The sequence below is a fragment of the Psychrobacter sp. ASPA161_9 genome, from assembly GCF_051970275.1.
In the GTDB taxonomy this organism is placed as follows: domain Bacteria; phylum Pseudomonadota; class Gammaproteobacteria; order Pseudomonadales; family Moraxellaceae; genus Psychrobacter.
In genome coordinates, this window is sequence record NZ_JBEFNI010000003.1 from 236,350 (window position 1) to 261,734 (window position 25,385).

A 25,385-nucleotide genomic window follows, 5' to 3' on the forward strand; every position below is an offset into this window, starting at 1 on the left:
ACTATACAATTAATGACTGACTGGTCATAGCATAACGATTTTAATGATACTGTGCCAGTAAATTTTCAAAGTTTTTTGCAGTCAGTGCACCGACTTCATCGCTACTACAGCCATACATATCGGCAATACAGCTAGCGACATAAGGAACATATGCTGGCTCATTAGGTCGGCCACGTTTTGGCACAGGAGCTAGATACGGACTATCAGTCTCAATCAATATTCTATCCCTAGGCATATTTTGCGCAGCCTCTTTAATATTTTGCGCGCTCTTAAAGCTAACAATACCTGAGAATGAGATATAAAACCCTAAATCCAGCGCACGTTTTGCCGTGTCCCAATCTTCGGTAAAGCAGTGAATAATGCCATGTTCTGCACCTTCCGCTTTTAAGATATCGATAGTATCCTCTTTAGCATCACGCATATGTACGACTAGGGGTTTCTTCAAGCGTTGGCTGGCATGGATATGACGCGCAAGGCTTGCTTGTTGCTCTTTCTTATTTTCTGTTGACCAGTAATAGTCCAGCCCCGTCTCGCCTATTGCCCAGACGTGCTCAGCATCAGCGGTCTCTAGCAAACGCTCGACCGTCGCTGATTGCAATACGCCAATATCTTCACAAGGATGGATACCGACGCTCATGCCTAAATTTAAGGTCTCATCACCGTAGGTGCTGACGATATTGGCAATCTCATCGTATTCAGCAAAATCACACATAATCGCCATCGCACGCGTGACATTGGCTTCTTTCATGGCGGCAATTGCACCGGACAACTGACCGTCATACTTCGTTAAATCTAACCGGTTTAGATGGCAATGAGTATCAGTAAACATAAACAATCTCGTTAATAAAAATTAATAAGTGTAGGGTCTGTTGAACATTTATTGCTCTAATTAGCACTGTTTTCAAGGGGTCTTTAACAGTAAACTATCAGGTTAGCTGTTTATAACATTCAAATTGGATTTACTGATGATATAGATATGGTTAAAACGTCATAAAAATACTACGCTAATAATGGCGTGTCACTAGCAAAAACGTCGCATCCTTCATTTACCTTTTAAAAGCCCTATCATTATGAATCATAAAAAAACCGTTACCCTGCCCCCTATTATAAAGACTCTGCTACCTAAGTATTTGTACAAGCAACGGTTCTTATTGCAGGACAACGGACATGATAATCACATCGATATTGCTAAAGATACCCGTATTATTGGTAATTCAGTCATTACCATTCGTAAAGGTCATGATAATCAAATCACCATTGGTGAACATGGACAATTTAATAAGTTAAAAATCGATATCAATGGTAGTCACAATCAAATAACTATCGCAGAAAATGTCAAATTTTCTGGTCAATTATTAATCGTTGGCAATCATTTGCACATTCATATCGGTGAGCGTACCACTGCCATAGATTGTTATATTTTAGCTCGTGATAAGAGCGTGACCATCGGTAAAGCTTGCATGATATCGCGCGGCATCGAAATTCGGGCGACTGACGTCCATAAGGTCTACGATATAGACTCTAATGTAAGACTGAATGATGCTCATGCTGATGTGGTCTTAGGAGATCACATCTGGATTGCTGCCAATGTAACCATTTCTAAAAACGTCACTATCGCTAGCGGTTGTATCATCGCTGCAGGTGCTTTTGTCAATAAACCCGTTAAGACGCCAAACTGTATGGTTGCGGGTACACCTGCAAAAATCATTCGCCAAAATGTACGCTGGGAGCGCTGAATATAGCTTAAACCATTATAGTCAATTAAGTGGCACCACGCGCATCACCTCTTCTATAGTTGTCACCCCTTCACTGATACGCTTTGCCCCAGATAGACGCAGTGGTTGCACGCCTTCTCGGTACGCTTGTTGTTTGAGCGTATCCAAATTGGCATCGGCGGCTACCAGCTTTTTTAGTTCATTCGACAATGGCATGATCTCGTACAGACCGACACGGCCTTGATAACCTGTATGGCGACAGTGCTCACAGCCCTGCGCCGTATAAATTTGTGCTGGCACAGCAGCGCGCCAAGGCTGTACCAACTCCTGCCACTGGATAGCTATCTCGCTATCTGGCGTAACATCAGCTGCTTGCTTGCAATGCGGACATAATGTACGTAACAAGCGCTGCGCCATCACGCCCAAGATAGTTGCCGAAGTCAAAAACGGCTGAATCCCTAAATCGTGTAAGCGAGTGATTGAACTGGGCGCATCATTGGTATGCAAAGTCGAGAGTACCAAGTGTCCAGTTAAGGATGCCTGCACTGCCATATTAGCAGTTTCAGCATCTCGAATCTCACCGACCATAATGATGTCTGGGTCTTGACGCATCAAGGAGCGAATACCATCAGCGAAGTGCAAATCCACGCCTGCATTGACCTGCATTTGGTTAAAGGCTGGCTCAATCATCTCAATAGGATCTTCGATAGTACAGACGTTGACCTGCTCCGTCGCTAGCTGCTTAAGCGTACTGTATAAGGTGGTAGTTTTACCAGAACCCGTCGGACCGGTGACCAAAATAATGCCGTTTGGATGTACCGTCAGCTCATGCCAAGTCTCAAGCTGCTTACCCGACAAACCAAGCTGAGCAAACGAGCGCACCAATACTTCTGGGTCAAATACACGCATGACCAGCTTTTCGCCAAAGGCAGTCGGCATGGTAGAAAGACGCAGCTCGGTTTCCATCCCATTATGCGTACGCGTTTTTAGGCGACCATCTTGCGGTTTGCGCTTTTCTGCAACATTAAGACGTCCTAAAATTTTAATACGTGCGGTCACCGCTACTATAATCGCGAGTGGCATCTCATAAACAGTATGCAATACGCCATCAATTCGAAAGCGTACTTTGCCCGTCTCACGGCGCGGCTCTAAATGAATATCACTCGCGCGCTGCTCAAAGGCATACTGCAGCAACCAATCGACGACTTTGACGATATGTTGATCGTTGGCATCTGGATTGGTATTGTCGCCCAGTTGTAATAAGGCTTCAACATTGGTAACATCAGCTGCCGCACGCTTATGGATACTATTCGCCCCGGCAATCGCTTGCGTGACTTGATAGAACTCTTGCCGATAACGATTAATCTGCTCAGGATTAATATAGACCGTACGATAGCTTTTAGATTTGATGATTTTTTCGATATTTGAGTGCCAATCCGTATAAAACGGCTGATCGGTACCGATGACCACCTCATCTAACGTAACTTCAATTGGCAAAATATGCTGCGAGCGCGCATACTCAAAAGACATCAGCTGCGTCACTGCCGGCACATCAACCTTTAACGGATCAATACGCACGATTGGCATATCTGCTTTGGCTGCCAGCCATTGGTTGAGCCATGCTAGCGTTAGTTTATTCTCAGGCTTATTATCAAGCGCATGACCATTAGGCAAGCCGAACTCACTAATCGTCAGTAGCGGATGCTGCGCCTTATCACGGCGACTGGTAATCACCAAATTATAGCCACGCTGGTCAATCACCCTATCTGCCAATAGTTCATCAAGACACCAACGTAAATCAATCACTATCGAATACTGCTGAGCGGACATATTTTTCTTCTTTTATTATCGGTAAGTGGTGCTTAAAAAGCACCCTACAAGGTCTCATTCACTTCTACAACTGCCATTATTTGTAGCTGCCCTGATTCTATCAACTGAAAACTCACATCCACAGACTTATAGCGCATGATAAAAGGTGTATTTATCTCCGTACGGCGATAGGCTGGACGTGGATCTTGCGCGATTAAGGCTTTTATAGAGTCGATATCAGATTCCAGCAATTGCTTTTGCACCTTGTGGACAAGCCCATCTCTTGAGTTTAGCGAATTTGTTAAGTTTGTTAAATTCATTGAATTTATAAAAAGTAATGCAGCATTTTCCGTACCACTATTTGTGTTATTATTTTTATTATTAGCTTTATCAGATTGCTCTACATTAACCTGCTCTACATTAATCAGAGTCATAAACTGCTTGTAAGCAGATTCAGTCATTGTCACATCCAGCAGTGTTGGTGCAGTTGGCGCAAAGCCACTCTCTGCATCATCAACAGCATCGCTATAAGCCACATAGGGTTTGATATCGATAATTGGCGTACCATCAATCATATCAGCACCGCTAATGATAAGTAATACGCGACCTTCTACTACCTCAACCCGTTCAAGTTTAACCACAGACAGCCCTAAACCTGAAGGTCGATACATACTACGACTGGCAAACACGCCTATCTTCTCATTACCGCCTAGCCGTGGTGGTCGTACTTGCGCACGAAAATTGCTATCCGCTTTATTTACATGGCCGTTTTTATTTATATAGTTATGATGAAACTGCCAGCTAAGCCAAATATGACTAAACGCTTCTAATCCGACAAATGCCGCTGGTGTATCGTAAGGCGCTAGCATTTCAATCACGCTAGTCAGTGCCACCAAATTTGGCTGTCTTGGCGCCCCAAACTTCTGTGATAGTGGCGCACGATGATAGCCAATAATTGGCGCATGGTGATAGCCTTCTGACACACTGCCCTCTAACGCATTGTCCTCTAGCACATTGTCACCTGACATAAAAACTCTCCAAAAAAACTTGTCAATAGTGACAATTTGTCTATTTAAAACATATTCATATAATAAAACAGACTGACTATAAAACAGTCTCATCCAATCATACAAAATTATTTACTAACGATATTCTATTTTATCATGCCCGCTCAGAGCCACTTAGCGGATTTTTATTTTAAAGTTTGGTATTATGAGCGTGGAATTTGTTGAGAATCGCTTGCATTCATATGCTAGCGTATCTATACATAGACTTTACAGGCATTTTCACCCCCTTATAACGCTTCATAATAATGTTAAAATAGTGATTTATAACACAGCCTGTTTGCTTGACTCATGATGCTATTGGACTCATAACGCCCAAGTTTAATAAGCCTAATAGGTTTAATACTTTAGATCATGAGCAGTTACGATAGCTGTCTTTATAAATATCTTCATACTTTATAACTGTCTTTGTAATTATTTTGATAATGATTAAAAACAGCAGGTACTTTTAGAATATTGAATCCACCGTTGAAAATTTTAATTTAATACTCATTTAAACCTAATAATGTAGTCAGTAATCTATTAACGAGGACTTTATGTCAAAACTTCGCACCGAAACGGTCACAGAGGTTCATCACTGGAATGACGCTCTATTTAGCATCAAAACCACGCGCGATGACGGTTTACGTTTTCGTAATGGTGAGTTTGCGATGATTGGTCTCGCTATCGATGGCAGACCATTACTACGCGCTTACTCGATTGCTAGCCCTAACTATGAAGAGCATCTAGAATTCTTTTCTATCAAGGTTCAAGACGGCCCATTAACTTCACGCTTGCAGCATATCAAAGTTGGTGACGAGCTATTGGTCAGTAAAAAACCGACAGGTACATTAGTGCTTGACGATTTATTGCCAGGTAAACACCTTTATATGCTATCAACTGGTACTGGACTTGCGCCGTTCTTAGCATTAGCGCGTGACCCTGAAGTTTATGAACGCTTTGATAAAATCATTTTGGTACATGGCGTACGTTACATCGATGATTTGGCTTATCAAGATATGTTCGAAAATGAGCTGCCAAATGATGAAATCTTTGGCGAATGGTACCGCGAAAAGTTCATCTACTATCCGACTGTCACGCGTGAAGAGTTTAGAAATACTGGGCGTGTCACTGATTTGATGAAATCAGGCAAACTGTTTGAAGATATTGGTTTACCACCGATGAATAAAGAAGATGACCGTGTGATGATTTGCGGTAGCATGCCATTCAATGCGGAAGTTTCAGCGATTTTAGATGACTTCGGTCTTACTGTCTCACCACGCATGGGCGTACAGGCAGATTATGCGGTTGAACGTGCCTTTGTCGGGTAAGTTAATTAGTACTGAGTTAATTAATACGCAATTATCATAAATAATTCTTGACGGCTAAAAATAGGCTGTTATAATACGCAGCCTATACAGTTAACCCTGTAGCCCAATTCGATAATGTTTAGTTTTTAAACAGACTTTATCACCTAACACGCCGGTGTGATGGAATTGGTAGACATGACGGATTCAAAATCCGTTGCCTTTAAAAGCGTGTCGGTTCAAGTCCGACCACCGGTACCAATACCTAGTTCTACACAGTGTCATGTAATCTCAAAGCCCTTTATTATAGAGGGCTTTGCTGTATCTAGCGTATCATATTGTCGCATCATGTCCCTCCCAATCTCTGTATATAATGTACACTCTAATGTACACTATAGCTATATGTACACTTGGGAGACTTAGCATGAGCAAGCGCAAGCCTATAACCTCAGATAGAAGTATCAGTAGCCATAAATCAGAAGACAAAGAATACCTAGTCTCTGTAAAAAACTTTCCTAAGCTCAATCTAAGAGTTAAACCTAATAATACAAAATCATGGCTTTACCGTTATAACTCCCCCCACTCAAAAAAACAAAAAAATATGTCTCTTGGAGTATATCCAAGTGTCACATTTGCTCGTGCGTGTGAGTTATGGCGGGAAAATGAAGATTTGCTTAGTCAACAAATTGACCCGCAAGCCTATCGTAAAAAAAATAAAGAGACTAATTTAAAGCAAAGTAAAAATACTTTTGAAAACTTTGCTTGGGAACACTTTGAGTCATTAAAATTTAAACAAAAAGAAAATACCTTAGTGCGTAAGAGAAGGAATGTTGAGCTTGTATGTTCGTATATTGGTGGAGTTCCTATCGATACGATAGAGTCTACTAAGATGCTTGAGGTACTAACAGACATACAAAATAACTCGTTGAACAGTAAAGGTTTGCCTACGGAAAAGGCTGAACGGTGTGCTGGTATTGCTAGTGATATTTTTATATACGCTAGTGCTAGAGGGTTTTGTAAAACTAACCCAGTTTCATCAATTAAAAGTCAGCTTTTAAGTTACGCTTACGGTAACAGACCTGCTGTTGTTGAACCTAGCGATTTAGCTCAATTATTACGCAAGATTGAAACACTAAATGCCGAGTTAAACACACTTAATTCTTTACGCCTACTATCGATGCTTTATGTACGTAATGGTGATTTAAGACGCATGAAATGGACTGACTTAGACTTAATAAATGGGCGTTGGAATTTAAACCCATTAAAAGGACAAGGTAAGTCAAACATGGTTAATGAGATGATTGTACCTTTGCCAAGACAAGCAATTGGTATTTTAAAAGAACAGTATGAAATTAATGGACTTACGGAGTATGTTTTTTATAGCAAAACTGCCAAGCTAAATTTCATATCAGAGAATACTGCTAATAAGTGTCTAAAAGATTTAGGGTATAAAGACATACATTGTGTGCATGGCTTTAGAGCCACTGCTAGAACCATCTTAGAAGGAAACTTGAAGTATCCTGTCCATATTATTGAAATGGCTTTGGGACATACTACTAAAGACCCTAACGGAAACGCTTATGGGAGATTCCAATACTATGATGAGCGTGCGGAGATGATGCAAAACTGGGCAGACTATCTAGATGCTTTGAGGACATGCAAAGACACTGAGCAGTTTAAGTATGGGTTCAGAGCGCATGATACCTCTAACCAAATCCAAGCTTTAATTAATGAGCTTGGTGACGATGCAATATTAGAGATGTTATTAAAAGCAAAATCTTAATTTATTGTATGTATGTAGTTACTTAAACCATGCTTTTAAACCCACCTAATATTACGCTACAGTTGTTGTAGCTATCGTTTGATACATATGATGTACTCCCTTTTTTAACGTCTGTACAAGCAATATTATGCTTGTTCATATATAGGCAATGTACCTTATCTAGCCAGCGTAGTAATAGTAAAAACACGCCACGACTAACTCTAGTCAATTCTTAATATCTCAATATAAAAATTAAACAACGCTACGTTAATAAAGGGACATAAAAATGTTAGATATTATTAAAAATCCAAATTCATTTGTATTATTTTTTCATGGATTAGATGCAAATAATCAAAATGACAAATTTACCTCAATCAAGCGTAAACAAAAGCTATGTCAGACAGTTAACTATCGCCATAATTTTCAAAATATATTTGATGTTTATAATGATTTAATTCAATATCATCTTAATAATTATGATTGTTTAGTGCTAGCAGGAGACGGTTTGGGAGCATGGTTTGCAAATCACTTTGCTCATCAGTATGGGCTACCTAGTCTATTAATAGAACCATGTATATACCCTAAAGAATCAGTTACTAATAACACTTTTATACCTAATGAGATGCGTTTATCATTTCCAATAATTAATACTAATACTGTACGTGTCATTATTGTCGATAATAATACGTCATCTGTCGCGACAGCAAAAAGGACGTTAGTTAATCTTCCTGACTCATGGGAGATAGATTACCTTGAAGATACTCATAGCAACACGAACTTAGGTATTGATATTAACTATCACCTAAATTGGTTGTGTAATGACGAAATGATGATTGTTGATTTAGATTATGTAGATGAAAATGTCTATGCAAGCTTTAAAGACAAGTATTAAATCGGCTTACCTTGACCTTACTATTAATTAGTTAGACAGCTTTAGGAGCATGTATTATTGAATGATGTTAGTAGATATAACAAAAATGTTTATTTTGCAGTTAGACAAATTCTTAATAACTACGGCTTACAACATCTACCTTATTACCGTTTTAAACGATGGTGGGACTTGCCAAGCTCTAAACCTATAGATTTTAGTGGCTATATAACCCTTGAATCTATCGTAGAAGACTTTTATGCCAGTGAGATAGATGATAATACCGATATTGACTTCTCGTGCCATGAGCAAGCTCTCGTAGTCATAATTAAAAAGTACTACCTATCTGATAACAAAGCTATGTTTAAGCGAATTAGTGATGTTATCGGCTATCCAGTACCATTAGCAGAACAACACAAATTTATAGATAGCGTAGAGTTTTTTATAAACTTAAATGACGTTCATGCTGAGGTACAACATCAACTACATTTTCCACCATATAATATGCCTAGTCGTTTATCAAAGCAGTTAATAACTGATGTATTAGAGTGTTTATCTCACAATAACTTATAATGTTGGTTTTATTTTGACTTTTTGTACGCAAAATAATAGCCATTTAAAATACAGTGCTTATAGTAAAAGTCGACATTTTTCTAGTATAATAATGATTACCTATTCAAAGGTAGCTATAGTTAGGATAACCTGAATAGCAGGTGTTTTTGCTAAATTTAAATAATTAATCATTAAGGGCATCATATGAAAAAAGCACTTTTATTATTATTTTTTATAAGCAGTACCGCACTGGCAGATACATCATGCAAAGACACAACCGAGTATAAGTTCTACAATCATGTAAGCAGTGTTAGTACAAGCAATTTAGCTATTGAAGCAAATGAAGAGTCCTTAGAACAATATGAAGGAATGAGACCGACCCATCAGGTTAATGAGGCTATAAACACTATAAAGAAAGATATAAATCTTGCAATCTGGCTTAGAAACCATTCTTTTGCAGAATATAAAAAAATGGGAGGTAAGGCTAGTAATTATAATAGTTTAGAGCGTTTAAAAAACCCATGTGCTAATGAATACAGTGATGATAGTCTTTTAGTACAATTAAGGCGTGATTTTCGTGATAGGGAGGTGTATATAAAGCCTGAACAAAAAAGGGCTCCTGTACCATCAATAGGTGAATATACAGGTGAGGATGAATATGTACTAACAGATTTTGGTTTAGGTGAAAACCGTAACGGACGTTATGGTGAAGGTAATGGACGCAAAAGTAATACGGATAGACAAGGTAATGGTCAGAGTGATTTGCAAAAAACCATTGAGAGCGGCTTAAGCCTATATGAGCTTTTTAAACGCTGAGCCTTTTCTAAAAATAAGTAACTGGCTTATAACCTCTTAAAAAAGATAGAATATCTCGTATTTTGTGTAACTGCCATTTAGTTTGAATTTATGTACTTATACAAAATTTGAGGTACTCTCTACTATTTTTTGTGCTTCGGGTTTTAAGGTTACCTTATGAGTGAAGAGTCAAGATTAAACGACATCTTAAATAATGATAGTGTTGAAAGCACTGCTACTACCCTGATGGAAGTTGAACCTATTAGTATAGATACTTCTAACAAAGAAAATATACTGTCCAATGTTTCTAGAGCTATGAAGTTGAGCAATCTAGTCAATGTTTTCGAATGGTCTAAAGAGAATACGTCTACTGTTTTAGTATGGATAACTGCTATAGGTGCTTTTATTCAAATAATAGAATTGGCTGTAATTGATTTATCTTATATAAGATTCTTCTCTGTAAGTCAGTTAATTTCGGACGGTGCGTTAGTTTTACTAGTGTTTGGAACATACACGTTAATGTATCTAATTTCTCACAAATTTCTATTTTTTGAGTCAGCGTTGAAGTCTCGCTATAAAAGAATAGAGAACGGTGAGATTTTTGGATTCAATGAGAAGTACTTTAGTTTTATATCTGCATCTATAACTATATTTTTTGTAATGGATGGTCTTGCAAATTTTACAAACATGGATACTATTAATGGAATATTATGGTTAGTTGTTTTAATGCTGCCAGTAGCAACCTATCTAAATTATGTATTACTACGGATATTATTGCTGAATCTATATTATATAGTTAACACAAATGATGATTTTAAAATCGATGTCATTTTTTTAAAAGTTAATATCAAAATTCTGTATATTATAATTAATATTTTTGCAATTTTAGCAGGCATTTTAATGTTCATTGTAGCATTAGCTAAGTTCTTGATATTGATATATTTATCTATACGAGTTCCTTACTACATAGATAATTACAATCATTTAGAACAAAAAATAGCTGAGGATTACGATGGTCTTCAAGATTATAGACTATTGTACTTCAATGACGTTTATACGTTCGTCGAGATTAGTAAACCTGAAGATAAAGACAGTAAACTTATAAGTCATAGCATCAGCGGTGCAAACTATAATGTTAGCTTTTATAAAAATACGGACAAAAAGGTAGTAATATATAAAACTGAAGATGTACTATTTTGAGTAGCACTAAAAACATATTACTACCTTAAATACCTTAAACTTATATAAGCAACCTTATTAAACTACAAAGCAACTAGCTTTTGCTCATACGCCCACTCTGGTATACCTATGACGTTATCAGTTAAAACCTCAGCTAAATCTAAAGTAGGCTTTTTAAATTTAGGTAACACGATAGTTATGTCTATGCCATGCTTTAACAGCTCTCTTTTATGTTTATGATACGTACTAGGTTTCAAGCAATCTTTAAGACAGTACCCCTCTACCCACTTATAATATGTGCTTGCAAGAGTAGACTTTAAATCTAATAGTTTTTTATCACTCAATTGCATATTGCCTGTTAATACTATTCTAGACAATGATTCGTCAAGCAAAGACTCTACTAGCTCTTCATTCCAATTGCGTGCATAGCTTAATTCTTTTTCACGTAGCCACTTACTATTAAGTCTGACTTCAAACCTTAACATCTTGTTGGCATACTCTAATAACTGAGGTGTTTGTATGCTCTCTGCTAGACTCTTATTATCTACAATCTCACTACCCTTAGCATAAAACTTAAGCTCTTTAGTCTTTTCACCTTTACCAAAATACAGAGTGCTGTTGTACTGCTTGACGTGCCCATAGTAATTCATCGTCATGCCATCCTTAGCCTCAACAATCCATTTATCTGCTTCAGTTTTAGATGGTAAATGGAAGTTACGATTGATATCAATTTTTGTTATCTTAACAAAGCCATTATTAATATCTTCAAGCTGTGTTTTAGTAGGTTTTAAACCTAAATTGTTAATTATAAGCTGTTCAATAGTTAAACTAATTAACTTAACAGGGTCATTGATTCCAAATAAATTATGACCCTGTAAAAACTTAGCTAAATTACCTTCAATTTCAATCCTGTTATTAGCTTTGTCACCTAACGTTCTAATTCTAATTTTACTGTTGTGTTTACCTTTGACTTCAAGTCCAGTATAAAAACCGTAAGTAGTATCTGTATTATCCGTTAACTGAGCTAAAGAGACCTTAGCTATAAAATTACTGCCTATACCCATGGAGCTATGGTCACACTCTAAATTACATTTTATATAATCAATCATTTCATTATGTCCTACAATACCAATCAAATTGTTTATGACTTAGTACTTGTAAACACAACACTTAATATCTATGTTAAAAATAACACAAAAGTAAAGTATTACTATGAAGCTAAGGTGTCATTATAAAAATCAGACACGACAAAACCACAGTAAGCATATAGCCGTCTGTGGTAGCTTTGTACATTGTAATTTGTGTATAACAAGTAAGTTTATCAATGCGAATGTACTTGTTATACGTTATCTGACCGAGGTATTTTACTATCTATCCATGACAGGATTTCGTCATAACGCCAGACAGTAATAGTAGAAGTATACTTTGATGGTTTAGGGAATTTATCCTCTTTTACCCATCTCCATATAGTGGATTTGCTTAAAGATGTCATTTTTACAACATCATTGATTCGGATTGTAATTTGCTCTATATCGTTCGATTTCATAGGTGACTGCCTTTTAACTAGTCACTACAAAATAACCTCTAGTACTTCCAATAATATAAGATGACTTACGTCAAGTTCCAACAATTTTAGTAGTTATGTTTATAGCCTACTTTAATAACATAGTTTAGCTAACACATAATATTATGTGACTTTAAACTACAGTGAGCTACTATAATGGGGAGCCATCTTAAGCTTTGCAATAGCATTACAAAAAAATATAAAATGTTTTTTATTTTGTGTTGTTAGTAATTAAATGACTGTGTATTAGCTCAACTGACTACTTGATGTACACTGTAGTGTACACTACTAATATTTTTTAAAATTAAACTCTTTAAAATCAGTATTTTAATATACTAGTTAGGTACTGACCACCGGTACCAATACTAAAATACCGCTAACGATTTATGGTTAGCGGTATTTTTTTGCGTATTAGTTTATAAAATTGCTCAAAAAACTCACGATATATTGGCTCTGGCTCGTAGAGTACGTGCAATGTACCCTACGACTAAAATCAAACCTACTCAGCGTCATCTATTAGCTTATTTAGCGCATCTACCATGTCATCATCTATGATACTATCTTCAACATAATCAACTAATTCATAGATGGTGGTCAGATCCATCTCTCTGATACCCAAACTGGCTAGCTCTTCGTTGATAGACTCTAAGCTTACGACATCCTCAGGATTACCTAATAGGTGCTCATCAAACCCAGCATTGACGAACCAATATATTTTTTCTAACAACGTATCTCTTTCGGTTAAAGTAGAGTAACCCTCGCCTTGGATGAATACATTAAAGTGATAAGGCAGCTCTACATCATTGATAAAGAAAGTACGCATACAGTCTATCGTGTAGGCTTGGCTATCACTATTTTCATCGTCTGCATCGTCTTCATCTACTTCAATCTGCTCTTCTACTAAATTTCCTAATATCTGATAATCTCCTACTTTTACCTTATGATTATAGATAATACAAAAATCAGCGATGGCGTCAAAAATAACCGCGCTGATATCTAAAGTATTATCATCGATATCATAAAAGGCTTTTAGCGCTGGCAAAAACTCGGTTAGTTTGTCTTCGGGTACTTGCGTGAGAAACTGTTGCTCGTATATGGTTATCATGTCGTCAGGAGAATAGGTATTTACATTGTCTTCTTCGTTTCTGCCAGTAGGTTGCAGGGGCACAAGATTGTATGGGTTATTATTGGTCATTCAGAACTGCCTTGTTATATGAGTTTGCGATATTGAATGTCTGTTACTATAAGTTTTGGCTCGTTTTAGCCATTATAGTGTCGCAGAATCCATAATGGGTATTATCCCTTATTCAGACGCTTTTAGATATACAGCCTACTTTGGTAAAAAGCTACGCTATAAACGATTAGTCCGTAGGCTGAGGCTTTAGCTCAGCACAAACTCTGAGAAATATTAATATTTGGTTAATTGCTTAGACTATATAGATTAGAAAAATAACTGAGATCAATAGTTTTTATATTCTCACGATACAGAATCTATTACCTTATCTGGCCTAACTTATTAGTATTGTGTACACTAATCAACAAACTTAAGCTGACCTTTTGGATGAATAAATGGCTGACATGAACCTTGCAGAAAAATTAAAGAAATTTACTTCTAGTTGGGTTCAAGCAACTAATGAGTCTTTTACAAACCATCCAACCGCCAACTTTTTGAGAAACGACTTAAAAGAAGAAATAGCAGCTATCGTTAAAGATTTTGATAATAACTATTTAATAAAAGCTAGCGTGGGAGCTGGAAATTGGGCTAATATTCCATGGCTTGCAATACTTAATCCCAAAATAACGACAGCAATCCAAGATGGTATATACCCTGTGTACTTATTCAGTACCGATGGCTTAGGTTTTTACTTATCTTTAAACCAAGGTACAACAACACCTAAGGAAGAGCTAGGTAAAGTTAAAGCTGATATCAGGGCAGAGCTTATTAAGAAGTATATACTTGAAAAGTTTCCTGAATTAAAAGACTGGGGCGAGCAAAGAATAGATTTAAATGCGAATACACCACTAGGTAAGTCTTATGAGACTGCAAATATCGTTGCTAAGTACTATAGCCTAGATGTAGAGCTAGACAGTGAATCTTTAAAGCAAGATCTACGAAAGCTATTGTTTTATTATCGGAAGATAGAAACCTTAGATATTGAAGTAGAGTTGCAGAAATTTACTATGAATAAGCCAGAAGAAAGAACTAAACCTCTCCAAAAAAAGCAAAAATCTCTCCCTGATGATGTAACTCCCCTATCCAAACCCTTCCTACTCCTAGCTGGTATCTCTGGCACTGGTAAAACTCGCTTTGTCCGTGAGCAAGCCAAACTCACAGGTAGCCTTAGCGATACTTACTGCCTAACTTCCGTACGCCCTGATTGGCATGAGCCTAGTGACATATTGGGTTATATATCACGCTTGGGTGGAGATGGTAACGCTGAATATATCACCACTGATGTGCTGCAATTCATTGCTAAGTCGTGGCGGGCGATTATCGATGCTGGGCTTAAGCTAAGCGTCAGTGACTCTAACGGCCTTGATACAAGGCTCACTGTGACTGGCGATAAAGCTCAATTAGATAGAGTACTGCCCTATTGGCTATGCTTAGATGAGATGAACTTAGCGCCTGTTGAGCAGTATTTTGCTGATTATTTATCAGTGTTAGAGACACGCGTATGGCAATGGGATGCTGAGCAATTTGATTATTGCTGTGATCCTCTTTTGAAATCAGCAACTATTAAACAATTAGCGGACACAAACAAACTGCGTAGCGATTTGGGTTTTATAGATAGTAAATACGATAGAGAGTGGGAATTGTTTTGTGAGCATGGTTTAAGCCTACCCTTTAATCTAATCGTCGCTGGTACGGTAAATATGGATGAGACTACCCATGGCTTCTCACGCAAAGTTATCGATCGTGCCTTAAGTTTTGATTTTGGTGAGTTTTTCCCCAATAACTTTGATCATTTCTTTAAGTCAGAGGTCACTCATAACATCCTTAGCTATCCTATTTATTCTCACGCCACTGTTGACGATCTACCAGTGATAGATAGTGACGGTCGCAAAAGTATCGAGTTTTTAAAGGCAATTAATCAGGTATTGGACAATACTCCATTCCAACTGGCTTTTAGAGCACTCAACGAGCTATTGCTAGCAGTGATTAGTACCCAACCTACAGATGAGCAGCAGCTAAAAGCGGTATGGGATGACTTCTTGATGTGTAAGGTATTACCACGTATCGAAGGTGATCACGATAAACTGACTATTCATAATAGTACTACTAACAACGATTCATTGTTTGATGAGCTATCGCTCGTATTAGCACGAGAGCTTACTGATATTTGGCATGAATCAAAGAATTCTTCTAATGCTCGTCCTGACTTATATCGCGAGAAGTTAGTAGCAGAAGAGGATGATAAAGTATTGCGTATCACTTGTCGCAGTAGAGCTAAACTGGCATGGATGAAAGGACGTTTAGAGCGTTCAGGATTCACCAGTTTCTGGCCTTAATCGCTAAAATGCGTAAGCACATCTAAACTGAGTAGCTGCTCTTAGCCTTTGGCATTTAGCACTGATACAGCAAAATTAATGGAGCAATAATGCCAGAACTGTTACGGATACAAACTCCTGATTTTGAGCTGTCCATTTGGTGTAGCGATATTAGCAAACGGCAAGCTGCTTATCAGGCAACTGTAGAAAAACGCCAAGCACACCATGCGCCTAATGACCTTACTCATTACCAGATACCCGTTATCCGCTTTTCTCCGCCATTATCTATCATTGATGCTACCTTTATGGGTCAGCGAATCGACATAGATGATGCAATTAACCAGTCTACGCTGCTTAACCAAATTGAGATTAATGAGCCTATCTTCTTTGAAAATATCCAATATCAATTTGAATGGGTATTTTTTGATAAAAAGGGCTTTGATGAACAAGCGAAAACTGAAAACGCTTATTTAACCCATCGCAGTCATTTAGTAAATGAAAGCTTTCGCTTCGTTGAAGCACATCGCTCAATACCAGCACGTTTGACAGGATCTATTAACACCTCTAATCATGTCGGCTGGATGCGCCTTCCTCTCGAATATGTCACAAACGGTCAAACCCATCAAAGCCATATTGCCTTTGAAGTGCTGCCCACCAAGATGAGCTTGCACGATGACTTGCCAGCGATGTATCGGTCGATTGATAGCGTCTTTCCGCTATGGCGCTTTAGCTTAGTAGAAAAAACCGAGCAGGATGCCGCGAACAGCCAACAGCGTAACTACTTTCCATTGTTATGGTTAGCTAATTTTAGCCATCTGCGTAGCCAACTTGAGCAAGGTCTTAAAGTCATAAACCAAGCACCGCATAGCCGCCTGCAAGCACACACCTCTTATAACAAGGCATCACGACTAAAAGGCAAGCTGCCAGCGCGACTGGGTGCAAAAATAAAAGAAGATTTCGCTAATGGTCTGTATGAAAAGCGCTATCAAGTCACCAAAAAACAGCTGAGCGTAGACACGCCAGAGAACCGCTTTGTTAAGATGGTGGTCTCTACCTCCAAGAAGCGACTGGCTGACTTTGAACATAAGCTTAGACGAAACAACGCAGCACCGGATAAACAACGGCTGTCTAACACGTTTTTAGATGAGCTACACCACTGGCAACAGCCTCTACAGAAAACCCTGAAACAAGGCTTTATGACTGATGTCGGTGCTTATAATGGACGTAACCACGAGTCATTGGTATTGCAGCAAAAGGTCGGCTACAGCTCGGTATATCGAATTTGGCAAGAGTTAAAATTTTACCTAGATGTCTTTGACAATCAATCTAATATCTCTATGAAGTCGGTCGCTGAAATTTATGAGGTGTGGTGTTTTTTAACCCTCAGAAACATCTTGCTAGATGAGCTTGGCTTTGAAGAAATAACTACTGAAAAACAGTCACTAAAGTTGAATGACTTTTTTGAATATCAGTTAAAGGATGGCTTCGCTGGTGCATTTGAATTTAAGCGTAGCGATGGGGTTACAGCAAGGCTCGCTCACGAGCCAATTTTCACTAAAGCAGGGGCAGATATTCGCTCATATCTCATCAGCCAGAAGCCTGATATTGTATTAGAGATAACGCTACCTAAACCTAGCAACAAGCGCTTTATTTGGTTATTTGACGCTAAGTACCGTATTAAGACCATTAAAAATCGCTACGATGATACTGATATAAATATCGATACTACCGACTACGTGCCAGATGATGCGATAAATCAGATGCACCGTTACCGTGATGCTTTAATTCGTCTGACAAAGGATAAAGAAAGCAAAGATACGACTGAATTCCAAAAAAGCCGTCCAGTATTCGGTGCTTTTGCTTTATATCCCGGTTACTTTAATCAAGCAGTTACTACGAATCCTTATCTTAATGAGATCAACGAGGTCGGGATTGGTGCATTCGCATTACTGCCAAGCCCCTTTAAAACAGATTCAAATAGTAATAATGGGCATTATTGGCTATTGAGTTTTTTGCGTCAGCAATTGGGGAATAACCTTGCTACTAACCCAACGGATAATAGTGGCAAAAATAGCAGCGAAATCAAAAATAGCAGTGCTGTAAATAGTACCGCTGTAGCTTACCGAGTAAACGACTACGACTCTCACGCAGATAAACTAATACAACATACCCATAATCTTGAAGAGAGTCTTTATCTACAAGATGCTGCACGTATTCCCTATTCAGGTATGGAGCAAGTGCTATATCCTGATCTGATTATGACTATTGCTTTGGGAGGGGGGAAAGGACGCTATTCGGCCTATTTTGATAATTTTAAAAATGGATTGGCTACTTGGTATCATCTGCCTCAAAGTACATTTTTAGGTAAATACAAACAACACATTGTGAATGAAATACGCTATTTGGCATTGGCAATCACATCTGAGCAAAATACCAATAGCAAGCAAATTACCATGCTTTGGCCTATCAAAAATGTCATTACGTTAGCAAGAAACAAAATCACCATCACTCAGGCTGGTAGCCTTTCAAACTCTGCTGAGGATTATTACTTATTTGAGTTAGGTAAGCCGTTAACGCTGAAAGATGCGATAATTCGCGTGCCACACCGCCCCTTTAGAAATTCGATGAAGCTCACTACCTTAAACCACCTAGAACAAGCAGCTAAATTTAGTGAGCTTAAACAGGTCTATGACCAAGCTTTAGTATGAGCGCCTATCACAGCTCCAAACGACGCAATCTCAGCGCGTTACCAATCACCGATACTGACGATAAGCTCATAGCTGCCGCTGCTATCATAGGACTAAGAAGAAGCCCAAATACGGGATAGAGCACACCTGCGGCAATTGGAACACCAAGCGCATTGTAAATGAAGGCGAAGAACAGGTTCTGTCTGATATTGCGCATAGTTGCGTGGCTAAGCTTATAGGCTTTTGCAATACCCATCAAATCACCTTTTAGTAGGGTAATCCCTGCACTCTCCATCGCCACATCAGTGCCGGTACCCATAGCAATGCCGACATTCGCTTGCGCTAGTGCGGGCGCGTCGTTAATACCGTCACCTGCCATCGCCACCAATTTACCGCTGTCTTGCATCTCTTTAACGATGCGGTTTTTGTCCTCTGGCGAGACGTCGGCATGGACTTCATCGATACCTAATTTATTGGCGACTGCCTGCGCGGTTTTTTCGTTATCGCCCGTTAGCATAACGACTTTTAGTCCCGCGTCATGAAGCAGTGAAATAGCTTCTTTGGTGCTTGGTTTAATAGGATCAGCAACTGAAATAATACCAGCAGCTTTACTATCTATCGCCACGAACATTACCGTTTCACCGTCCTTTCTACGGACGTCGGCTTTAGTAGATAAATCCTGATCGAAGCTGTTTAAACTCTCCATAAGCTTTGAGTTACCAATAGCGACTTTTTTACCATTGACTACGGCTTGTACGCCCTCACCGGTGGTCGAATTAAAGTCAGTAGCTTTAGGAATAATGAGTGATCTATCTTGCGCGGCTCTCACGATAGCTTCTGCTAAAGGATGCTCGCTCGCGCTTTCTACTGCCGCTACCAGTGCGAGGAACTCGTCTTCATCTTGACCTGCGAGCGCATCAATTGCGGTAAGCTCGGGCTTACCAGCGGTGAGCGTTCCAGTCTTATCAACGACAATAGTGTCAACCTTTTCCATCGTCTCTAGTGCTTCGGCGTTTTTGATCAGTACGCCATTTTGTGCGCCTTTTCCCGTACCGACCATGATTGACATCGGCGTTGCAAGTCCGAGCGCACAAGGACAAGCGATAATGAGTACCGCGATAGCGTTGACCAGTGCATAGGCCATAGCCGGCTCAGGTCCGAATGTCGCCCATACAATAAAGGTTATGATAGAGCTGACAATGACAATGGGCACAAACCAACCCGCTACTTGGTCTACTAGGCGCTGGATAGGGGCACGGCTGCGCTGGGCTTCGGCGACCATTTGCACAATTTTGGATAATACCGAATCTGCTCCGACATTGACCGCTTCGACCAATAGCGTGCCAGTGCCGTTCACCGTACCGCCGGTGACCGTATCACCTTGCACTTTTGAGACAGGAATGGGTTCGCCCGTAACCATTGATTCGTCAACATTGCTATTACCATCGAGCACAGTACCGTCTACTGGCAGCTTCTCTCCAGGTCTAACTCTTAGCTGGTCACCACTGATGACTTCATCAAGTGAGACTTCGACTTCGTTGCCGTTTTCATCGACACGTCTTGCAGTCGGCGGTGCGAGCTCAAGTAAAGCACGGATTGCGCCCGAGGTCTGACTTCTGGCTTTTAGCTCCAGCACTTGACCAAGTAGCACCAAGGTTACGATGACAGCTGCCGCTTCATAATACACACCGACTTGACCAGCGCTATCTCTGAAACTGTCTGGAAAAATATGCGGGAAAAAGGTCGCGATAATACTAAAAATATAAGCAGCGCCTACGCCTATCGCAATCAAAGTAAACATATTTAGATTGCGGCTTTTTATAGACTGCCAGCCTCGAACGAAGAACGGCGCGGCGCCCCACAGTACAACGGGAGTAGCAAGCGCTAATTGCAACCACTGCGAGACGGGGCCTGAGATATCATATTGACCAATATTATCTAAGTTTATCCCGAACATATCGCTCATCGCGTATAAAAATAGCGGTATGGTGAGTACGGTACAAACCCAAAATCGACGGGTCATATCGTCAAGCTCAGACGTATCTTCTTCGCCAATAGTAACCGTTTCTGGTTCAAGTGCCATGCCGCATATTGGACAGCCACTATTTTCAACGTCTCGGACTTCGGGATGCATCGGGCAGATATAGACTGTACCCTTATAATCGTCTGGTACTTTGTCGTATTTCCCGCCTTTGATAGATTTTACATCGGTGCTGTTAGTAGTAGTTTTTGTGCCATGACAATGCGCATGACTGTCTTCATTGTCTTTGGAATCAACGACCTCTTTAACAATTTGGTCTTCAGGTTTAAGGAACATACCGCATATCGGACAGTCGCTCTTTTCAACATCTCTAACTTCTGGATGCATAGGACAAATATAGACCGTACCGTTATAATTTTCGGGTACTTTGTCGTACTTGCTGCCTTTGATAGACTTTACCTCAGCACTATTATCAGTAGTATCCGTACCATGACAATGCGCATGACTGTCTTCATTGTCTTTGGAATCAGCGACCTCTTTAACAACTTGGTCTTCAGGTTTGAGTGCCATGTTGCATATTGGACAGCCACTATCCTCAATATCTCGGACTTCGGGATGCATTGGGCAGGTATAGATTGTGCCACTATAGCCAGCAGGTACTTTATCGTACTGTCCACCTTCTATAGACTTTGTATCGTCAATATGTTTCATAAAACCACTCCTTGAAGACCATGAGTAGAGATCTTGAATCATTTATATCAACCGCTAATAGCCGTTGTCTCTACTCTTGCTTTACACGCTTAACAACTTAGTTAAGCGTAAGACTCAATCTCGTTTACGCAGATATTTGAGCAGCGACATAATTACTAATACTAATATGGCAAAAAACAGTAGGGCAAATACTAAACAGACAACCATCATTCCCCAGCTCATACCATGCATCATCGATCCATTCATCATGCCATCCATAGGCCCATTCATCATACCGTGCATCATAATAACCATTATAAGTACTCCTTATTTGTTATTTCCTTAGTATAAGTAATGATATAGTACTGGCGTGTGAACGTATACCTTTCAATAGGCTGCTTACTTAATGACACCTAATATGAAATGCTCAAAATTTACGACTGTTTATTCCAACTCATCAATAAGTTGCTGCATCTCATCGATTTCACGCTTTTGGGCTTCGATAATGTCATCAGCAAGCTGACGTACACGCGGATCTTCGATATCAGCACGTGAACTGGTTAAAATAGCAATCGAGTGATGCGGTATCATCGCTTGCATCCAATCCACTTGATCGACAGTTTGTTGTGATCTAACGCCCCATAGACCAAAGGCAAATAGCACGACGCTAATTCCATAAACCATTAGGTTGACCTTAATCTTTTTATACATATTGGTCATAAAGGCGAGCATGATAATAGCCATCATAGCGCCCATATATAACGCCATATAAGCTCTGGTTTCGCTAAAATAAACGTGATCCCATTGATAAGTATTAAAATACATCATGATAAACATCACCACTGTCGATGTTAAAATCATCAGGGTGAACTTCACATAGGGGTTCATTTGCTTCTGTTTATTATCCATATGGTTATTCATATTCTTGTCCTTAATTTAGTAAAAAAGGCACCTAAATGAAGAGGTGCCTTTTTTTGGAGCTAGTGTTATAAACTGTTTTTTGCTTACATGGTTAACACTAGAACCAAAATTTCACACCAGCTGTAACGCTACTAGAATCAACAGCTTCGTCTTCTTGACGTCGCAAATCTCTTGCGTTGCCTAAAGCGGTCTCATAGCTGATACCCACATAAGGTGCGAGCTGACGACTTAACATCTCGTAAGTAAGCCTAACGTCAGCCCCAAACTCATTAAAGCCTTTAGTAATATGGTTATCCGTATCATCTTTGCTAAATGCCGTCAGCTCTACTTCTGGAATCACTACCCAATGTTGATCTAAGCGCCACTCGTACTCTGCACCTAGATCTAGACGAACTTGCCCATCAGTATATAAATAAGCTCTAGCATCGGTTTCGATGAAGTAAGGTGCAGTGCCTGCAATACCAGCCATCACGGCAGATTTATCATTTTCGGTATCATAAGCAACACCGGCTTCCCCATTCCAAAAAATACTAAGTGGCTTCCAGTAAGCGAGTGAGGTTAAACTATCAATTTCTTTATCGTCTTTAGTTTGGATACTACCTTCGCTACGTAGCGTTACGCGGTTGCTGTCTGTACCGTACCACGTATCAAACTCATAATTGATTTGATCCTCCTCGAACTGATAGCCCAGATCGTCTACTGATACGCCCCATAACGGTAAGCTACCCATCATCACAGGCTTACCAAAGCGACCATAGGGAACACCGTTCGAGTAGTCAGGGCTTCGAGCATCGGCTGGTGCTTCGCCACCTTGCATCCCTGACATGTCCATACTGCCATGATCCATGCCCGACATATCCATGCCACTATGATCCATACCTGACATATCGCCCGACATATCCATGCCACTGTGATCCATATCAGACATATCGCCTGACATATCCATGCCACTGTGATCCATATCAGACATATCGCCCGACATATCCATGCCGCTATGATCCATATCTGACATATCGCCCGACATATCCATGCCACTATGATTCATATCTGACATATCGCCTGACATATCCATGCCACTATGGTCCATATCTGACATATTGCCCGACATATCCATGCCACTATGGTCCATATCTGACATATCCATACCAGACATGTCCATACTGCCATGATCCATGTGCGACATCTCAGCAGCATTTGCTAAAGGTGACATTAATAACATCAAAGATGACATGCCAATAAACGGTAGACCTACTTTATATATTTTCATAATAAGGCTCATATTCGAAGGTTTATTAAACAACGGCAACTTCTCTAAACATCCCTGCTTCCATGTGATAGAGCAAGTGACAATGCCATGCCCATCTGCCAGCTTCTCCGGTGACATCAAAGCTTATCTTTTGTGCAGGCTGTACCATTATCGTATGCTTACGTACTTGAAACTCACCTGAAGGCATCCGCAGATCGCTCCACATACCATGCAAATGCATGGGATGATTCATCATGGTGTCATTGACTAAGGTAATACGTACGCGCTCGTTGGGCTTAATATTGACCGGTGCGGCATCTTTGAACATAACCCCGTCTAGAGCCCAAATATAGCGCTCCATGTTTCCCGTCAGATGTATTTCAATCTCTCTGGTGGGTTTGCGCTGCTCTGCCATTATCTCATCGCCGACAGAGCGCAACTGACTATAATTCAAAACCTTTCTATCAATGTTACGTAGATTAATACCAGGGTCATCAAGGTTCATACGCGGACTATCAACGCGCATATCGGACTTAAAGTCATATTCTGTCTTAGCATGCTTGGCTTTATAGCCATCAGCGCCCATAGCACCCATCATGTCGGCCATCGTCAGCCATTCGATTTTGTCCATAGCAGGTATCGCAGGACGAGCGCCTTTTTTGGTCGCAAGCGTTGTCGCAACGTAGCCTGACCGATCTATGTTTTGAGCAAATATGGTATGCGCGTCTTTAGTCGGCGTCACGATGACATCATAAGTCTCGGCCACCCCAATACGGAAATCATCGATATCGACAGGACTGACATCAATCCCATCCGTCGCGACGACTTTCATTTTTAAGCCGGGGATGCGTACATCAAATATCGTCTGCGCTGAACCATTAATAAAACGTAGTTTGACCGGCTGTCCAGCCTTGACAAGTTGCGTCCAGTTAGCCGCTGTCGTTTTACCATTCATCAAATAGGTAAAGGTCTTTTCACCGGACAGATCAGTAAAATCTGTCGGCATCATCCGCATCTGATTCCACATTTTGCGCTTATCAAAAGCAGCTTTTAGATCTGTTGCGGCAATATCGGACAGCAGCTTCTTGAAATCTGGCAAATGATAATTATCAAAGTCGGCCCGTTGCTTTAATAGTTTCAGTAAGTTGTGTGGGTCACGGTGCGTCCAATCACTGAGTAAAATGACATGGTCTTCCTCGATAGGATGGCGTTCGCGTCCTTTCGGTTCAATGACAATCGCCCCGCGCATACCAGTTTGTTCTTGGAATCCAGTGTGCGAGTGATACCAATAAGTGCCAGATTGTTTTAGCGTAAATTTATACGTAAAGGTGCTATTCGCTGGGATACCATCAAAACTAATACCTGGCACGCCATCCATTTCAAACGGCACTAGCAGACCATGCCAATGGATAGAGGTTGACTCATTCATCTGGTTATGGACGCGTATCACTACCGTATCACCCTCACGCATTTTTAGCGTCGGCGCTGGTAATGAGTTATTAATGAGTGTCGCCGTGCTTGATTTTCCATTAACAATAATGGGTTTTTTGCTGACATAAAGATCAAACTCTTTGCCTGTCAGTATGGGTACTTTATGCTCGGGTTTATCACTGTTAATGACGGCGTTTTTTTGATTTGCACCCAACGCACTATTGGCAATGGTTGGTAACGTCGATAACATAGACGCGCCAAGTAGCGTAGATGACCCTGTCAAAAAACGTCGACGGTTAAGCATGTTTTTATTATTCATAATGATGACCTAACTTAATCTGCGAGA

General features: G+C 39.9%; 20 protein-coding genes and 1 tRNA gene. 10 read left to right on the forward strand and 11 right to left on the reverse strand.

What is annotated here, in order from left to right; translation table 11 throughout:
- Positions 1-40 precede the first annotated feature (40 nt).
- Positions 41-829 (reverse strand): TatD family hydrolase, encoded by a 789-nt coding sequence (locus ACTQ9S_RS05560; protein WP_440454246.1) that lies wholly within the window; start codon positions 827-829, stop codon positions 41-43.
- 241 nt (positions 830-1,070) lie between these two features.
- On the opposite strand from ACTQ9S_RS05560, the gene ACTQ9S_RS05565 reads away from it, so the two are divergent.
- A complete protein-coding gene (locus tag ACTQ9S_RS05565) occupies positions 1,071-1,736 on the forward strand; it encodes an acyltransferase (RefSeq protein ID WP_440454248.1) in 666 nt (221 codons plus the stop codon).
- Between the two features lie 21 nt (positions 1,737-1,757).
- On the opposite strand, the gene ACTQ9S_RS05570 is transcribed toward ACTQ9S_RS05565, so the two are convergent.
- Positions 1,758-3,545 carry a GspE/PulE family protein gene (locus tag ACTQ9S_RS05570; protein WP_440454250.1) on the reverse strand — a complete coding sequence of 596 codons (1,788 nt, stop codon included), beginning with the start codon at positions 3,543-3,545 and terminating at the stop codon, positions 1,758-1,760.
- A 44-nt stretch (positions 3,546-3,589) separates the two neighbouring features.
- Positions 3,590-4,552 carry a tRNA (N6-threonylcarbamoyladenosine(37)-N6)-methyltransferase TrmO gene (gene tsaA, locus ACTQ9S_RS05575; RefSeq protein ID WP_440454252.1) on the reverse strand — a complete coding sequence of 321 codons (963 nt, stop codon included), beginning with the start codon at positions 4,550-4,552 and terminating at the stop codon, positions 3,590-3,592.
- Between the two features lie 572 nt (positions 4,553-5,124).
- Between tsaA and ACTQ9S_RS05580 the strand changes: the two genes are divergently transcribed.
- The 7 genes from ACTQ9S_RS05580 to ACTQ9S_RS05610 all read left to right on the forward strand — a co-directional run bounded on the left by ACTQ9S_RS05580 (position 5,125) and on the right by ACTQ9S_RS05610 (position 11,051).
- Complete coding sequence (locus ACTQ9S_RS05580; protein ID WP_068034907.1) at positions 5,125-5,898, forward strand: ferredoxin--NADP reductase; 774 nt, start codon at positions 5,125-5,127, stop codon at positions 5,896-5,898.
- 150 nt (positions 5,899-6,048) lie between these two features.
- Positions 6,049-6,135 (forward strand) — tRNA-Leu (locus ACTQ9S_RS05585).
- 163 nt (positions 6,136-6,298) lie between these two features.
- Positions 6,299-7,657: a tyrosine-type recombinase/integrase gene (locus ACTQ9S_RS05590; RefSeq protein WP_440454254.1), complete on the forward strand. Its 1,359-nt coding sequence runs from the start codon at positions 6,299-6,301 to the stop codon at positions 7,655-7,657.
- 265 nt (positions 7,658-7,922) lie between these two features.
- Positions 7,923-8,528 carry a YqiA/YcfP family alpha/beta fold hydrolase gene (locus tag ACTQ9S_RS05595; RefSeq protein WP_440454255.1) on the forward strand — a complete coding sequence of 202 codons (606 nt, stop codon included), beginning with the start codon at positions 7,923-7,925 and terminating at the stop codon, positions 8,526-8,528.
- A gap of 57 nt (positions 8,529-8,585) precedes the next feature.
- Positions 8,586-9,077, forward strand: coding sequence for a hypothetical protein (locus tag ACTQ9S_RS05600; RefSeq protein ID WP_440454257.1), 492 nt, complete (start codon positions 8,586-8,588; stop codon positions 9,075-9,077).
- A gap of 183 nt (positions 9,078-9,260) precedes the next feature.
- Positions 9,261-9,872, forward strand: a complete 612-nt coding sequence (locus ACTQ9S_RS05605) for a hypothetical protein (RefSeq protein ID WP_440454259.1) — start codon at positions 9,261-9,263, stop codon at positions 9,870-9,872.
- A 156-nt stretch (positions 9,873-10,028) separates the two neighbouring features.
- Positions 10,029-11,051 (forward strand): hypothetical protein, encoded by a 1,023-nt coding sequence (locus tag ACTQ9S_RS05610; RefSeq protein WP_440454261.1) that lies wholly within the window; start codon positions 10,029-10,031, stop codon positions 11,049-11,051.
- 62 nt (positions 11,052-11,113) lie between these two features.
- On the opposite strand, the gene ACTQ9S_RS05615 is transcribed toward ACTQ9S_RS05610, so the two are convergent.
- From ACTQ9S_RS05615 to ACTQ9S_RS05625, 3 genes are all read right to left on the reverse strand, one after another.
- Positions 11,114-12,139 (reverse strand): phage/plasmid replication protein, II/X family, encoded by a 1,026-nt coding sequence (locus ACTQ9S_RS05615; protein WP_440454262.1) that lies wholly within the window; start codon positions 12,137-12,139, stop codon positions 11,114-11,116.
- A gap of 230 nt (positions 12,140-12,369) precedes the next feature.
- Positions 12,370-12,576: a helix-turn-helix transcriptional regulator gene (locus ACTQ9S_RS05620; RefSeq protein WP_440454264.1), complete on the reverse strand. Its 207-nt coding sequence runs from the start codon at positions 12,574-12,576 to the stop codon at positions 12,370-12,372.
- A 517-nt stretch (positions 12,577-13,093) separates the two neighbouring features.
- A complete protein-coding gene (locus ACTQ9S_RS05625; protein WP_440454266.1) occupies positions 13,094-13,789 on the reverse strand; it encodes a hypothetical protein in 696 nt (231 codons plus the stop codon).
- A 374-nt stretch (positions 13,790-14,163) separates the two neighbouring features.
- Here ACTQ9S_RS05625 and ACTQ9S_RS05630 point away from each other — a divergent pair, with 374 nt between their 5' ends.
- Positions 14,164-16,104: an MrcB family domain-containing protein gene (locus ACTQ9S_RS05630; RefSeq protein WP_440454268.1), complete on the forward strand. Its 1,941-nt coding sequence runs from the start codon at positions 14,164-14,166 to the stop codon at positions 16,102-16,104.
- A gap of 89 nt (positions 16,105-16,193) precedes the next feature.
- Positions 16,194-18,791 carry a DUF2357 domain-containing protein gene (locus ACTQ9S_RS05635; RefSeq protein ID WP_440454270.1) on the forward strand — a complete coding sequence of 866 codons (2,598 nt, stop codon included), beginning with the start codon at positions 16,194-16,196 and terminating at the stop codon, positions 18,789-18,791.
- A gap of 7 nt (positions 18,792-18,798) precedes the next feature.
- Here the strand turns inward: ACTQ9S_RS05635 and ACTQ9S_RS05640 are convergent, their stop codons facing one another.
- The 5 genes from ACTQ9S_RS05640 to ACTQ9S_RS05660 all read right to left on the reverse strand — a co-directional run bounded on the left by ACTQ9S_RS05640 (position 18,799) and on the right by ACTQ9S_RS05660 (position 25,358).
- The gene (locus ACTQ9S_RS05640) at positions 18,799-21,462 is read right to left on the reverse strand and encodes a copper-transporting P-type ATPase (protein ID WP_440454272.1); all 2,664 of its coding nucleotides are present in this window, start codon (positions 21,460-21,462) and stop codon (positions 18,799-18,801) included.
- Between the two features lie 114 nt (positions 21,463-21,576).
- Entirely contained in the window at positions 21,577-21,756 is a 180-nt protein-coding gene (locus tag ACTQ9S_RS05645) for a hypothetical protein (protein ID WP_068326526.1), read from the reverse strand.
- Between the two features lie 129 nt (positions 21,757-21,885).
- Positions 21,886-22,362 carry a DUF305 domain-containing protein gene (locus ACTQ9S_RS05650; protein WP_440454274.1) on the reverse strand — a complete coding sequence of 159 codons (477 nt, stop codon included), beginning with the start codon at positions 22,360-22,362 and terminating at the stop codon, positions 21,886-21,888.
- Between the two features lie 97 nt (positions 22,363-22,459).
- Positions 22,460-23,629, reverse strand: a complete 1,170-nt coding sequence (locus tag ACTQ9S_RS05655; RefSeq protein WP_440454276.1) for a copper resistance protein B — start codon at positions 23,627-23,629, stop codon at positions 22,460-22,462.
- Between the two features lie 25 nt (positions 23,630-23,654).
- Complete coding sequence (locus ACTQ9S_RS05660; protein ID WP_440454277.1) at positions 23,655-25,358, reverse strand: copper resistance system multicopper oxidase; 1,704 nt, start codon at positions 25,356-25,358, stop codon at positions 23,655-23,657.
- Positions 25,359-25,385 lie beyond the last annotated feature (27 nt).